The sequence below is a fragment of the Streptomyces sp. NPDC093546 genome, assembly GCF_044765045.1.
Lineage (GTDB): Bacteria > Actinomycetota > Actinomycetes > Streptomycetales > Streptomycetaceae > Streptomyces.
On the sequence record NZ_JBIWJG010000005.1, the window covers coordinates 479,997 to 493,520 of the forward strand.

Sequence of the window (13,524 nt, forward strand, 5' to 3'; positions counted from 1 at the left end):
TCGGACCCCGAGCCTTCGGACCGCGAGGGCTCAGGCCGGGCGTCCTCATGCCGGGCGTTCTCAGACATGGAGGGCTCGCTTCATGACCTTGCCCATGTCGTTGCGGGGCAGCGAGGCGAGGTAGTGGACGGTGCGGGGCCGCTTGTGGGGAGCGAGCTGGGCCGCCACGTGGTCCGCCAGCTCCCGCGCGGTGGGCGGGTCCCCGGGGTCCGCGGGGACGATCCAGGCCACGATCCGTTCGCCCAGGTCCGGGTCCGGCTCGCCGGTGACGGCGGCCTCGCGTACGCAGGGGTGGTCCAGGAGCGCGTTCTCGATCTCCCCGGCGCCGATCTTGTAGCCACCGCTCTTGATCAGGTCGGTCGCCTTGCGCCCCACGAGCCGTACCGAACCGTCCGCGTCCCGTACCGCCATGTCGCCGGTCCGGAACCAGGGGCCGTCGAAGGCGGCGGCGGTGGCGTCCGGGCGGTTGAGGTACTCCGTGAACAGGTTCGGGCCCCGCACCTGGATCTCGCCGACCGTCTCCCCGTCGTACGCGGTGATCTCGGAGCCGTCCTCCTCGACCAGGCGCAGCTCCACGCCGCGCAGGGGGGCGCCGACGGAGCCGGGACGGGCCTCACCGCCGACGCGGACGCTGGTGTTCATCAGGGTCTCGGTCATGCCGTACCGCTCGATGACGTGCCGTCCCGTCGCGGCGGCGATCCGTTCGTGGTCGTGGACGGGCAGCGCCGCCGAGCCGGAGACCAGCAGCCGTGCGCCGGCCAGAGCCTTGGCCAGCTCCGGGTCGGAGGGGAGGGCCTCGGCGAGGCGGTGGTACATCGTCGGTACGCCGAACAGCATGGTCCCGCCCGACCCCAGCTCCCGCGTGACCCCGTCCGTGGTGAACGAGCCGAGGTGGCGTACGGATCCGCCGCGCCGGAGGGGGCCGAGGACGCCGAGGATCAGCCCGTGGACGTGGAAGAGGGGCAGGGCGTGCACGAGGACGTCGTCGGCCGTCCACGCCCAGGCCTCTTCCAGCGCGTCGAGCGTCGTCGCGATCGCGCGGCGGGGAAGGACCGCGCCCTTGGGCGGGCCGGTGGTGCCGGAGGTGTAGACGATGAGGGCGGGGGCTTCGGGGTCCTGCGGCTCATCGGTCAGCCCCCGCTCGGGCTCGGCCCCGTCGCCGTCCCCGTCCGCGTCCGCGTCCGCGTCCGCGGCGAGGGTGATGTCGAGGCGCGCCACACCCGCGAGCGGCGCGGGCAGCTCGTCACCCGGTGCGGCCAGTACCAGGGCGGGCGCGCTGTCGGCGACGATGTGCGTCAGCTCACGCTCGCCGGTCTTTGGGTTGAGGGGTACGGCCGGTACGCCGGCGAGCAGCGCGGCGACCACCGCGACAGCGGTCTCGGGGGTGGGCGTGGCCCACACGGCGATCCGCCCAGGCTGCCGAGCGTTCGGCTGCCGAGTGCCCTGCTGTTCGAGCGGCTGGTGGGCTGGCTGATCGAGCGGCTTGTGGAGGGACGAGGACTGCTGAAGTCGCGCGGCCAACGCGCCTGCCACAGCGCTCAGTTCGCCGTACGTGAGCGCGGGCCTCTCGCCGAAACGCAGCGCGGGCCGGTCCGGCCGCGCGGCCAGGGCCGGGAACAGGAAAGTCACTCGTCGTCTCCTCGCTGTCGGTGGCCCCACCATTCTCCCCGGGCGGAGCGGCGGGGAAAGTGGGGGTCAGGGCAGCGGCAGGGCGAGTTTCACCGCGTACACCGCCACCAGGCCGTACCCGATGCGGAAGGTCCACTTCCGTACGGTGTCGGAGGCGCGGGCTCCGGCGGCACCGCTCGCCGCCACGAGCAACTGCTGCCAGGCGAGTGACGCGAAGAACACCCCGGCCACGAACACCGTCCCGGCCGCCGCGCCGCTCAGTGCGGTGCCCTGCGCCGTGGTGAGTGCCGCGAAGTAGAGGGCGGTTGCGGGGTTGATGAAGGTCAGCGCCGCGAACCGCAGGAACGTCCGCCCCGCGGTCTGGGGCGGCTGGGGCGGCTGTGGCGATGCGGCGGGCTCCGCGGTGTGCCGCGAGGCCCGCAGGCCGTGTGCGGCGATGCCCAGCAGCACGGCTGCGGAGGCGAGCCGCACCCACGCCTCGACACCGGACAGCGCCGCGGCGACGAGCGGCCCCAGGGTGGTGGCCACCGCCGCGTACGCCATGTCGACGACGGCGACGGCCGACGCGGCGGCCCTGGCTCCGCGCCGATCGCGCATGCCCTGCTGTACGAGCAGTACGCCGACGGCGCCCAGAGGCATGGCGACCCCGAGTCCGGCGGCCACGCCCGCGAGAGCGGGCGTCCACATCTCGGTCATCGCGTCACTGTGGCGGCGTGAGCGGCGGGGAGGCGAGCGATTTTCGGCAGGCCCGGCCGTGGCGAGTTGTCGCCAGGGGCAGCGCTCCCCGGCATGGCAGTCGATTACGGAGCGTAATACTGATATTGCGGTGCGCTTCGGCGCTCGATTCAACCGGAGGTATACGTGCGACATTTCCCAGCCAAGCTGGCCACGCTCGTCTCGGTCCTCATGCTGGCCCTCACCCTGGCCCAGCCCGCCCACGGGGCCGGCGCGGGGACCGGCCCGTCGCGAGCCGCGGCGGCGGAGACGGCGTACTTCGAATTCGACTACCCGCCCATGAGGGAGAGGTTCGTCTTCCAACTCACCGACGCTGCGAAGATCCAGGAGGCCAGGGACATCCTGAGCGGCAAGGAGAAGGACAAGATCCACGTCATGGGCAGGATCATCAAGCGGTCCATGCCGTACAACCCCGGTTGGAGCTTCCACCTCGACCCAGGCTCCGTCCAGTTCTTCGAGGTCGCCATCGAGGTGTGTGACTCCTCCATCCAGTACCTCGAGGACCACCTCGACGAGGCCGGAGGCGCCTTCCTGCCCGGAGGCTGGTGGTGCCCCTGGGGCTCGCGCCTGCTGAGGGAGGTGCCGGCCCCCTAGCAGCCGTCAGCGAGGGGACTGCCAAGTGAGGGTGGCACCCCGGCTGCCGTCGTCCGCCGTGCCGTCGTCCATGACGACCAGGCGGACGCCCGGGCGGCCGTCCGGGAGGACGGCCGTCGCGTCCACCTCGACGTCCACGGACGACACGTCGGCGTGGCGGTGGGCGGAGGCGAGCGCGGTGCGCAGGGCGGACAGGAGCTCGTCGGCAACCGGGCCGTCCACCAAGGTGTCCACCGCGCCGGTGAAATGGACCGAGGGTTGGAAGCCGAGGAGCGCGGCCGCGCCGCCGGTCTCGCGGAGCACGCGGCCGCGAAAGGAGCGGGGCACCTCGGCCGGGGGCTGCTGGAGAGCGAAGATGGCGGTTCTGACCTCCTGGATCGTCGAGTCCAGTTCGTCCACGGCCCGGTCCAGCAGCTCCGCATCCGCCGACCCCGGCTCCGCCCGCCGCCGCGTCGACTCCAGCATCATCTCGGTGGCGAACAGCCGCTGGACCACCAGGTCGTGCAGGTCGCGGGCGATGCGGTCGCGGTCCTCGTAGACCGCCAGCCGTTCCCGGTTCCGCCGCGCGTCCGCGAGCACGAGCGCCAGGGCGGCCTGCGACGCGAACTGCGAGGCGAGCAGCCGCTCCAGCGCCGTGTAGGGGCGGCCGCCGCGGCGGCGCGGTAGCGCGAGGGTGCCGATCAGCTTCCCGCCGCTCTGCAGCGGGAGCATCATCGAGGGCCCGAAGCGCGTGCGCACGTGGGTCGTCATGCGGGGGTCGGTCGCGGAGTCCTCGACGAAGACCGGTTCGCCGCCCAGCAGGTGCTCCAGTACGGGCGAGCCGGGCGCGATCGTCGTACCGATCAGGTCGCCCGGGTCGTGCGGCGTGGAGGCGGCGACGATTTCCATGCCGCCCTCCTCGGTCGGCTGGAGGACGACGCCCGCCGACGCGTCGGCGAGCACACGGGCCCGCTCGGCGACCGTCGTCAGGGCGTCGCCCGCGGCGTCGGTCGTGGGGGCGTCCGCGGCGGCGCCCGGAGCGGTGGCGCCCGCGGGGCCCTCCGTCGGTTCGCCCGCCGACTCACCCGCCGGCTCGCCCGTCAGCAGCGAGGTCGTGACGGCGGCGGCGCCCTCGATCCACCGCTCGCGCTGCCGTGCCGTCTCGTACAGCCGCGCGTTGCCGATCGCGATGCCGGCCTGTGCGGCCAGCACCCGCAGCATGGCCAGATCCTCCTCGGTGAAGGTGCCCGCACGCTTCTCGGTGAGATAGAGGTTCCCGAACACCTCGGTGTCGACGCGGATCGGTACGCCCAGGAAGGACCGCATCCGCGGATGGCCCGGCGGGACGCCGCACGAGCGCGGGTCGGCCGTCAGGTCGTCCAGCCGCAGCGGCTCCCCCTCGCGGATCAGCGCGCCGAGCACCCCGCGCCGTCCGTCGGGCAGCCCGCCCACGTGCTGCCGCTCGGCCTCCGGCATCCCATACGTGTAGAGCTCGGTGATCCGGCCCCGCTCCGGGTCGACGACGCCGAGCGCGCCGTACCGCGCGCCGGTCAGCCCGGCGGCGGAGTCCACGATCCGCTGGAGCGTGGTGCGCAGGTCGAGGTCGGTGCCGAGGCTCAGCACGGCCTGGAGCAGCGCCGGAAGCCTGCTCTCGCGCTCGCTCCCGCTTCCGGCGCCGTTACTGGTCTCGTCCCCGTCCCCGCTCCTGCCCCGGCCTCCGCTCCCGTCCCGGCCCCCGCCCCCGGTCACTCCGCTTCGGTGAGCGGGTTCATCGTCAGCGGCTGGATGCGGCCCTCCAGCATCGCGCCGAGCCCCAGAACGGCACAGATGTCGGGCCGTTCCGCGATGTGCACCGGCATGCCGGTCGCGTCACGCAGCATCTGGTCCAGGCCCGGAAGCAGCGCGCTGCCGCCGACCATCATGATGCCGCGGTCGACGAGGTCGGCCACCAGGTCGGGCGGGCAGTCGCGCAGCACCTTGCCGATGCCGTCGAGTACGGCCGTCAGCGGAGTGTGCAGCGCCTGGCGTACGGCGGCGGTGTCGACGAGTACCGAACGCGCCAGGCCGGTGGCCACGTCACGCCCGTGGATCTCGGTGGACGCTGGCCCAGCCGGGGTGAGGCCGTTGCCGTGCAGGGCGAGCTGGAGGGGGCGTACGGACTGGCTCGGCAGCATCAGCTCGTGCTGGTGGCGCAGGTACTGGATGACCGCGTGGTCGATGGCGTTCCCGCCGACCGGGATGCGCTCGGCGGTGACGATCGCCCCGAGGGAGAGCACCGCGACCTGGGTGGTGGCCGCTCCGCACACCAGGATCATCGTGGCGGTGGGCTGTTCCACCGGCAGGCCGCAGCCGACGGCCGCCGCGATGAGCGTGTCGACGAGTTCGACGCGCCGGGCGCCGAGGCCGACGAGCGTCTCGACGGTGGCGCGCTGCGCGAGCGGATCGCTGTCGTGCGGCGTGCAGGCGGCGGCGCGCAGCAGCGGCTTGCGGCGCAGCTGGCGGCGGAGCTTCTCACCCAGCAGATGGCGCAGCATCCGCTGGGCCATCTCGATGTCGACGACGGTGCCACCGGAGACGGGGCGGACGACCCGGATGTAGTCGGGGGTGCGGCCGGTCATCTTCTCCGCGAACTCGCCGACGGCGATCAGCGCTCCGGTGCGGGTGTTGACGGCGGCGACGCTCGGCTCGTCGACGACGAGCCCGACGCCCTTGACGAAGACCCGGGTCCTGGCGGCTCCCAGATCGACGGCGACGTGGCAGCGGCGCAACTGCTCAAGACTGACGGTCACGGTGACGATCCTCCCGAGAGCGGTACGTCTTCGCATCGTCCGGTCACGGGGCGCGCGGCGCGCGCTGGGGGAGCTGACGGGGTGACAGGACCCGGGGATGCCGGGATGCTGCGAGCCGTACCGCCCCCGTCCTGAGACCCACCGCCCGCCGTACGTCCTCGGGCTCATCCGCGGGCCGTACGACAGCACGGGCCCGACTACAGGAGCCGCTGCAGCAGCCCCCACGTGAACTCCGCCACGCACGCCTGCCCGTCCGGCAGCGTGAACGCCAGCCGCCACCTGGTCGGGGCGCTGCCCTCCTGCGGACGCGCCGGCGGGAAGGCACGGGCCACCTCGTCGACCGTGCAGCTCCAGGGGCGCAGGTCGGCGGCCGTTCGCAGCTCCGGGCCGGGTGCGCCGGGGGCGCGTACGAGCCACTCGTTCCACACGGTCCGGGCTCCCGGCGCGGTCAGTACCTCGAAGCGCAGGTCGGGCCAGAGCGGGAGGCGCCACAGCAGGACCTCGCACTCGAGGTCGCCGATCCTGCGCCGGGTCCGCGACTCGGGCTCGCCCAGCACGGAGCGGTAGCGGGAGACGGCACCCCGCCCCCGGGGCGCCCGCGCCATGGCCTGCCAGCGGCGGTTCGCCTCCCGCATGTCGGCGATCGAGGCCCCGAGCTCGCGCCTGGCCTCCTCCACGAGCCCCGGCTGGAAGTCGGCCATCCGGCGCAGGAGCACCAGCTGGAAATGGAGCGGCCCGAACGGGGCGGCGGAGGGTACGGAATCGAAGGGTCCCTTGTCCATCACGCGGACATCCTGCCCCCTTCCGACCCCTAAAGGGTGAATCGAGCGGACACGCCGAGTGTTGGCTGGTTCCTTACAGGATCCTCACAACCCCGGCTATCTCCGGTGTTGTGTCCCCGCATACTCTGCGGGCGCCATGGATTTCTGCCACCAGTGTCAGCGGCACCTCAACGGCGCTCTGGCCTGTGCCGGCTGCGGGACGCCCGCCGAGGAGCTCCGGCACGACGACCCGCACACGTCCGCGGCGGACGATCTCGTCATCGAGCTGAGTCGTGACGAGGAGCCGCCCGCGGGCCCTCGCCGTGCGCGCACCGGCCAGGCCAACCGACGCCGGAGCCGCTCGGCCGGCCGCCGTGCCCGCAAGCGGCGCGGCCGCAAGGTCCTGATCGGGCTCGGCGCGCTGGTGCTGGCGGCCGGCGCGCTGAGCCTGGCTGAGCTGGCGATCGAGCACCCCGGCGAGGACGGTGCCGCCACCGCCGTACGGCAGGACGACATGGCCGAGACGGCGCAGCCGGCGCCGAATGAGCCCTCCGGTGACAGTGAGCGCCCCGACGGCCCCAGCCCGATCAGCGCGTCGGCCTCCACGGTCTCCGACGGACCCTCCGGCGACGACGAGCCCGGCGAGGGCGACGGCGACGGTGAGGGGGTCCAGGCGTCCGGCGTGCCCGGCGCCTCCGCCTCTCCGGGAGCTCCGAGCCCCGGGGCTTCCGCCCCCGGAGCCCCCGGCGCCCCGACGGCGTCACCGGCGCCGGGCGAGCCCGGCGCTCCCGCACCGGAGGACCCGGCACTGGACGAGCCGGACCCCGGAACCGACCCGAACCCGGAGGAGCCGGGCCAGGGTGACGGCGACCCGCCCTCGAAGCCGGCCCCGGAGCCGCCTCCGTCCCAGCCCTCTCCCGACCCGACGCCGACGGAGAGCTGCGACTGGTTCCTCTGGTGGTGCGTGTAGGGGTGGTGCGCCTAGGGGGTGTCTTGCCGATCTTGCCGGGCTCGCGACGCCTGGCACGCACGCTCGCCGCGTTGTCGTCGGTCGCCAATGCTCCGCAGTGGCTCCCTCCTCCGCCTTGCGATCGCACGCACCAGACGCCGCTCCCTGATCCGGCCTGATCGACAAGACACCCCCTAGGGGACCGCTGAGCCGAGGGCCGCAGACGCGGTGCCCCTGGGCGGCGCCCTACGCGGGGTCCGGAGCCGGCTCCGAGCCCGGCTCGCCCAGCATCCTCCGCAGCAGGTCCCGCAGCGCCGTGCGCTCCTCCTCCGAGAGGGCCGCCAGCGGCTCGTTGGCGAAGTCCAGCGCGTCCCGCAGGCGGCGCGCCGTCGCACGGCCCTCGTCCGTCGCGGCGGCGACCTTCACCCGGCGGTCGGCCGGATCGGGGCGGCGCTCCACCAGCCCGCGTGACTCCAGCCGGTCCACGATGCCGGTGACGTTCGACGGCTCGCACCGCAGGGACGTCGCGATGCGGCGCATCGGAAGCGGCTGGAGCGTCAGCAGCCTCAGGACCCGCGCCTGCGCGCCGGTCAGCGAGTACTGTGCCGCCGCCTGCTCGTACTCCTCGTGGTAGCGGGCGACGATCGTGCCGATGAGGTCCACCACTTCGAGGGTGAGCGGATCCGTACGCGGTCGGTCCGTACGCGATGCGTCTGTACGCGATGCGTCCGTACGCGGTGTATCCGTGCGCGGCGTCTCCGGACGCGATCTGTCCGGGCTGCCGGTGCTGCTGCTGGCCATGGACATCAGGATACCCATTTACTTGACAACCTGAAATATCCGGCCGCATGGTTGTTTCAGGTAGTGAAGCAATTCGAAGGATTGCTGAAGCACGTCTCAGGAGGCACCGCAGCATGTCCGCTCTTCCCACGTCCGGCCGTGAATGGCACCTCGTCGCCCGCCCGCACGGCTGGCCGAAGCCCGAGGACTTCGCGCTGCGCGAGGCGCCGGTCACCGAGCCCGGTGAGGGCCGCATCCTCGTCCGCAACCTGCACTTCTCCGTCGACCCGTACATGCGTGGCCGCATGAACGACGTGAAGTCGTACGTCCCGCCCTTCCAGCTCGACCGCCCCATGGACGGCGGCGCGGTCGGCGAGGTCATCGCCTCCCGCGCCGAGGGCTTCGCCGTCGGCGACCACGTCCTCCACGGCCTCGGCTGGCGCGAGTACGCCGAGCTGGACGTGAAGCACGCCACCAAGGTCGACGGCTCGATCGCCCCGCTCTCCGCGTACCTCGGCGTCCTCGGCATGACCGGCCTCACCGCGTACGCCGGCCTCTTCGAGACCGCCTCCTTCAAGGAGGGTGACGCGGTCTTCGTCTCCGGCGCGGCCGGCGCCGTCGGCAGCCAGGTCGGCCAGCTGGCCAAGCTCCGCGGCGCCTCGCGCGTCATCGGCTCGGCGGGCTCCGACGACAAGGTCAAGCTGCTCACCGAGGAGTACGGCTTCGACGCCGCCTTCAACTACAAGAACGGCCCCGTCGCCGAGCAGCTCAAGGCGGCCGCCCCCGACGGCATCGACGTCTACTTCGACAACGTCGGCGGCGAGCACCTCGAAGCCGCCATCTCCCGGCTCAACGTCCACGGCCGCGTCACCATCTGCGGCATGATCGCCGGCTACAACGACACCGAGCCGACCCCCGGCCCCCGCAACATGGCCATGGTCATCGGCAAGCGGCTGCGCCTCCAGGGGATGCTGGTCAGCGACCACGCCGCGCTCCAGCCGCAGTTCGTCAAGGACGTCGCCGGCTGGCTGGCCTCCGGCGAGCTGAAGTACAAGGAGACCGTCGTCGAGGGCATGGAGAACGGCGTCGAGGCCTTCCTCGGGATGTTGCGCGGTGAGAACACCGGGAAGATGATCGTTTCGCTCACCCGTTAGGCTCACCCCCAGGCCGTCGCGATCGTGGGCGCGAGTCGCGGCGCAACACAGGAGGAAACCTCTTACATGTCCATCACGCAGTCCGACGTCCTGTACACCGCTGTCGCCACCGCCGAGAACGGCCGTGACGGTCGCGTCGCCACCAACGACGGCAAGCTCGACGTGGTCGTCAACCCGCCCAAGGAGATGGGCGGCTCCGGTGAGGGCACCAACCCGGAGCAGCTGTTCGCCGCCGGTTACAGCGCCTGCTTCCAGGGCGCGCTCGGCGTGGTCGCCCGCCAGGAAGGCGCCGACATCTCCGGTTCGACGGTCACCGCCGAGGTCGGCATCGGCAAGAACGCCGAGGGCTTCGGGATCATCGTCAAGATCTCGGCGAACATCCCGAACGTGAGCGAGGCCACCGCCAAGGACCTCATCGAGAAGGCCCACCAGGTCTGCCCGTACTCCAAGGCGACCCGCGGCAACATCACGGTCGAGCTCGCGGTCTGATCGCACCGCGTCCGCACCGCGTCCGTGCCGCGCCGGCGCCGCGTTCAGCACCGCATCGGCGCCGCGTTCAGCACCGCACCAGCATCGCGTCCGGGTCGCACCCGGCTCGCACCGTGCCAAGGGCCGCACCCCTCGCGAGGGGTGCGGCCCTTCACGCGCTCACCCAGGACGAGGCCGCCTCGCGCCCCGATCGGGTGACGCCCTAGGGTGACCCCATGCGTGATCTCGGGGCGGGCTTCGGCTACGTGATGAAGGGCCAGCGTTGGGTCGGTCGGCACGGCCGGTGGTTCGGGTTCGGGCTGCTGCCCGGCCTGGTCACCCTCGTGCTGTACGCGGGGGCGCTGTTCGGTCTGGTGTACGGCGCCGACGACCTGACCGCGTGGGTGACGCCCTTCGCGGACGACTGGTCCTCGCCCTGGCAGGGCCTGCTGCGCGGCTTTTTGACCGCGCTGGTCTTCGCCTTCGGCCTGTTCCTCGCCGTCATCACCTTCACCGCCGTGACGCTCCTCGTCGGCCAGCCCTTCTACGAGTCGCTCTCCGAGCAGGTCGACCGCTCCGAGGGCGGCGACGTACCGGAGTCCGGCCTGCCGCTCTGGCGGGAGTTGTGGATCTCCGCCCGTGACAGCCTGCGCATCCTGGTGCGGGTCGCGCTCTACGGCATCGTCCTCTTCGCCCTCGGCTTCGTCCCGGTCGTCGGCCAGACCGTCGTCCCCGTGCTGGGCTTCTGCGTCTCCGGCTACTTCCTCGCCGAGGAGCTCACGGCGGTGGCGCTCCAGCGCCGCGGCGTCGAACTCAAGGAGCGCCTCGCCCTCCTGCGCGGCCGCCGCATGCTCACTCTCGGCTTCGGCGTGCCGCTGGCGCTCGCCTTCCTGGTCCCCTTCGTCGCGGTGTTCCTGATGCCCGGGGCGGTGGCGGGCGCGACCCTGATGGTCCGCGACCTGAGGGGCGAGGGGGGCCCGGACCAGGCGCACCCGAGCCAGGCACACCCGGATGCGGCACACCCCTACGCGGCCCCGAACCCGGACGCGAACGCGAACCCGAACCCGAACCCGTACCTCCGCAAGGGCTGACGCCATGGCCGAGCTGATCGCCGTCGCCGTCATCACGGTCCTCGCCGTCATCAGCCCGGGCGCCGACTTCGCCATGGTCGTCCGCAACAGCTATCTGTACGGCCGCACGACGGGCCTCTTAGCCGCGGCGGGTGTCGCGGCGGGCGTCCTCGTCCACGTCACGTACACGATGCTGGGCGTCGGGCTGCTGATCGCCGCCAACACCGCGCTGTTCACCGTCATCAAGCTCGTGGGTGCGGCGTATCTGGTCTACATCGGCCTGCGCACCTTCTTCGCCCGTGCCGACCTGGAGGTCGACCTCGGGAACAAGGCGTCCCTGTCCCGGTGGGGCGCCCTGCGCACCGGCTTCCTGACGAACGTCCTGAACCCGAAGACCACGCTGTTCGTCGTGTCGACCTTCACCCAGGTCGTCGGCCCGGACACCCCGTTGTGGCGGCAGGTGGGCTACGGCCTGTTCATGTCGCTCGCCCACCTGGCCTGGTTCGGCCTGGTCGCGCTGTTCTTCTCCCACACCCGCCTGCGTACCGCCATGCTGCGGGCGCAGAAGGTCCTGAACCGCACCATCGGCGCCACTCTGGTGGGACTCGGCGTTGCTTTGGGCATCACGAGCTCGCCCTGACCCGACCGTGAGCGGCGGCCTCCGGAATCAGCCGGCTGCCGGGGCCGCTCCCGCCGCCACCGTGATGATCGCCCGCACCTGGGCGGTGATGTCCGCGCGGTTGCGCAGGAACTCCGGGTCCGTCACCGCGTCCGTGTTGCCCGCCCCGAACCGCAGCACCGGCGTGTGGACGTGGCCGCCCGGCAGGGCGGGCAGCCCCAGCCGGTCGCGCAGCAGGGTCGCGCGGTAGGCGATCTCGTTCGAGAGGTAGTCGCCGCCCCCACCCGCGCGGGCGGCGGAGCCCGGCGTCGGGCCGCCGGGGCGGACCACCGGGTCCGTCGCGCCGGCGGGAACCTCGGTCACCGAGGTGTTGTCGTACACCGGGAAGCCGCCCGTGTCCGCCGCCACGATGGCCGCGTACGGCAGCGTCGTCGCGGTCCACTGCGGCTGGGAGGCCGGGTCGGCGACCGGCACGGTCCCCGTCGAGGAGGCGTTCTCGTTGTCGGGGAAGCCGCCCCGCCACGCCCCGTTGAAGCGTTCGACGTCGAAGCGGCCGACCCGCCCCTGGCTCACCGTCGTGAAGAGGTCCACGCGCGGCAGGTGCGGGCGCAGGGCACGCTCGACCGTACCGTCGGCGAAGTCGCGCCAGCGTACGGGGAAGACCGCCGTCTCGACGCGGGCCAAAGAGCCGTCCGCCGTGCGGATCAGCGTGCCGTCCAGGGCGAGGGCCGCCGCGCCCGACGGGTTGCTGATGCGGATGTCGCGGTCCAGCGTGAACGGGTCGAAGCCCGTCATGAGCACGCGCTTGACCCCCTTCCCGGGCGGGCCGGGCGGGCCGGACGGGAAGCGGATCGCGTCCTGCCCGCGCGAGGTCACCTCCAGCCGGTCCAGCAGCCGGGCCCGCCGCGCGTCCGGGAGCGCGAACTCCGGCTGCCAGGAGCGCAGCTCACGGGTCATGCCCAACCGTGCCCAGTACAGCGGCCGGTCGTCGTCCCGGCTCAGGTCGCCGCCGGCGGGCCCGCGCCCCTGCGCCCGGTCCACCGCGCGCCGCCACAGCCGCGACCCGTGCCGTACGACGGCCCGCTCGGCCGCCTCGTACGACCGGGCGGCCTCCAGCGCGGCGGCGAAGTCCCGGGCCACGGCGTCGAATCCGCTCCGCCGCAGGATCTCCTGCGGTACGGCCCTGTCGAGGCGCGCCTCCTCGACGGTGGGAGGCGCGGTGGGAGGAACAGCCGCCGGTGCCGGTGCCTGAGCGGGTGCCGTCGCCTGAGCGGGCGCGGGCGTGAGGGCGAGGAGCAGCAGCGCCAACAGGGCCGTACGTAAACGGGACGCGGGGGACACGGGACGCCATCCTTCCGTCGGGTCCCGGAACGCTATCGCGCCCCCAACAGCCTCAGGAAGTCCCGGAACGCGGCAGGCATGTCCACCGCCTCCGGGTCCAGCAGCCACTGGTACTGCAGACCGTCCATCACCGCCGTGAGCAGCGGAGCCGCCTGTTCCGGTGTCAGCCCGCCGGGCAGGCGGTCGCCGTACTCGGCCCGCAGTACGCTCGCCATCTCCCCGCGCACCTGGGCGTAACGCCGGGTGAAGAAGTCCCTCGCCGGGTGATCCTCCGTCACGCTCTCGCCGAGCAGCGCCGAGAAGGTCTGTACGATGCCGGGCCGCATCGCGTTGTACTCGACGAGGGAGTCCAGCAGGTCGAGCCGCCAGCCCTGGCGGGTCGCGCCGCCGGTGTCCCACTGGTCGCGCTCCTCCAGGACGGCGACGAGCAGCGCCTCCTTGGTGGGGAAGTAGTGCAGGAGCCCCTGCTGGGTGAGGCCGACCCGCTCGGCGACGGCGCCGAGGGTCGCGCCCCGGTAGCCGCGCTCGGCGATCACTTCGAGGGCCGCTCGCACGATCTCCGCCCGCCGCTCCTCGCTCCTGGCCCTCGCCGCTGCCATCGCCCGTGGCCCTTCCCTTCGTCGTGTCGCTGCGGCACCGACCGTACCGGGCCGCGT

14 protein-coding genes are annotated in these 13,524 nt (G+C 72.9%); 6 read left to right on the plus strand and 8 right to left on the minus strand.

Features of this window, described 5'->3' with window-relative positions; genetic code table 11:
- Positions 1-60 precede the first annotated feature (60 nt).
- Both ACIRNI_RS14735 and ACIRNI_RS14740 read right to left on the minus strand, forming a co-directional pair.
- Positions 61-1,629 carry an acyl-CoA synthetase gene (locus tag ACIRNI_RS14735; protein ID WP_403551536.1) on the minus strand — a complete coding sequence of 523 codons (1,569 nt, stop codon included), beginning with the start codon at positions 1,627-1,629 and terminating at the stop codon, positions 61-63.
- Positions 1,630-1,695: 66 nt separating this feature from the next.
- Complete coding sequence (locus tag ACIRNI_RS14740) at positions 1,696-2,325, minus strand: LysE family transporter (protein WP_403551538.1); 630 nt, start codon at positions 2,323-2,325, stop codon at positions 1,696-1,698.
- A gap of 165 nt (positions 2,326-2,490) precedes the next feature.
- On the opposite strand from ACIRNI_RS14740, the gene ACIRNI_RS14745 reads away from it, so the two are divergent.
- Positions 2,491-2,958, plus strand: coding sequence for a calmodulin-binding protein (locus ACIRNI_RS14745; RefSeq protein ID WP_403551540.1), 468 nt, complete (start codon positions 2,491-2,493; stop codon positions 2,956-2,958).
- Positions 2,959-2,964: 6 nt separating this feature from the next.
- Here ACIRNI_RS14745 and ACIRNI_RS14750 read toward each other — a convergent pair whose 3' ends face one another.
- The 3 genes from ACIRNI_RS14750 to ACIRNI_RS14760 form a co-directional block, all read right to left on the minus strand.
- Positions 2,965-4,560: a GAF domain-containing protein gene (locus tag ACIRNI_RS14750; RefSeq protein ID WP_403551632.1), complete on the minus strand. Its 1,596-nt coding sequence runs from the start codon at positions 4,558-4,560 to the stop codon at positions 2,965-2,967.
- Between the two features lie 122 nt (positions 4,561-4,682).
- Positions 4,683-5,726, minus strand: coding sequence for a rod shape-determining protein (locus ACIRNI_RS14755; RefSeq protein WP_355355761.1), 1,044 nt, complete (start codon positions 5,724-5,726; stop codon positions 4,683-4,685).
- 197 nt (positions 5,727-5,923) lie between these two features.
- Positions 5,924-6,508 (minus strand): hypothetical protein, encoded by a 585-nt coding sequence (locus ACIRNI_RS14760; RefSeq protein WP_403551543.1) that lies wholly within the window; start codon positions 6,506-6,508, stop codon positions 5,924-5,926.
- 136 nt (positions 6,509-6,644) lie between these two features.
- Between ACIRNI_RS14760 and ACIRNI_RS14765 the strand changes: the two genes are divergently transcribed.
- A complete protein-coding gene (locus ACIRNI_RS14765; RefSeq protein ID WP_403551545.1) occupies positions 6,645-7,457 on the plus strand; it encodes a hypothetical protein in 813 nt (270 codons plus the stop codon).
- A gap of 225 nt (positions 7,458-7,682) precedes the next feature.
- Here the strand turns inward: ACIRNI_RS14765 and ACIRNI_RS14770 are convergent, their stop codons facing one another.
- The gene (locus tag ACIRNI_RS14770; protein ID WP_403551547.1) at positions 7,683-8,237 is read right to left on the minus strand and encodes a MarR family winged helix-turn-helix transcriptional regulator; all 555 of its coding nucleotides are present in this window, start codon (positions 8,235-8,237) and stop codon (positions 7,683-7,685) included.
- 113 nt (positions 8,238-8,350) lie between these two features.
- Between ACIRNI_RS14770 and ACIRNI_RS14775 the strand changes: the two genes are divergently transcribed.
- From ACIRNI_RS14775 to ACIRNI_RS14790, 4 genes are all read left to right on the plus strand, one after another.
- Positions 8,351-9,370, plus strand: coding sequence for an NADP-dependent oxidoreductase (locus ACIRNI_RS14775; protein WP_403551549.1), 1,020 nt, complete (start codon positions 8,351-8,353; stop codon positions 9,368-9,370).
- 66 nt (positions 9,371-9,436) lie between these two features.
- A complete protein-coding gene (locus ACIRNI_RS14780; protein WP_355355750.1) occupies positions 9,437-9,859 on the plus strand; it encodes an organic hydroperoxide resistance protein in 423 nt (140 codons plus the stop codon).
- Between the two features lie 215 nt (positions 9,860-10,074).
- Positions 10,075-10,929: an EI24 domain-containing protein gene (locus tag ACIRNI_RS14785; protein ID WP_403551551.1), complete on the plus strand. Its 855-nt coding sequence runs from the start codon at positions 10,075-10,077 to the stop codon at positions 10,927-10,929.
- Between the two features lie 4 nt (positions 10,930-10,933).
- A complete protein-coding gene (locus ACIRNI_RS14790) occupies positions 10,934-11,548 on the plus strand; it encodes a LysE family transporter (RefSeq protein ID WP_355355746.1) in 615 nt (204 codons plus the stop codon).
- A gap of 27 nt (positions 11,549-11,575) precedes the next feature.
- Here the strand turns inward: ACIRNI_RS14790 and ACIRNI_RS14795 are convergent, their stop codons facing one another.
- Together ACIRNI_RS14795 and ACIRNI_RS14800 are read right to left on the minus strand one after the other, a co-directional pair.
- The gene (locus tag ACIRNI_RS14795) at positions 11,576-12,868 is read right to left on the minus strand and encodes a pyroglutamyl peptidase (RefSeq protein ID WP_403551554.1); all 1,293 of its coding nucleotides are present in this window, start codon (positions 12,866-12,868) and stop codon (positions 11,576-11,578) included.
- 32 nt (positions 12,869-12,900) lie between these two features.
- The gene (locus ACIRNI_RS14800) at positions 12,901-13,467 is read right to left on the minus strand and encodes a TetR/AcrR family transcriptional regulator (RefSeq protein WP_403551556.1); all 567 of its coding nucleotides are present in this window, start codon (positions 13,465-13,467) and stop codon (positions 12,901-12,903) included.
- Positions 13,468-13,524 lie beyond the last annotated feature (57 nt).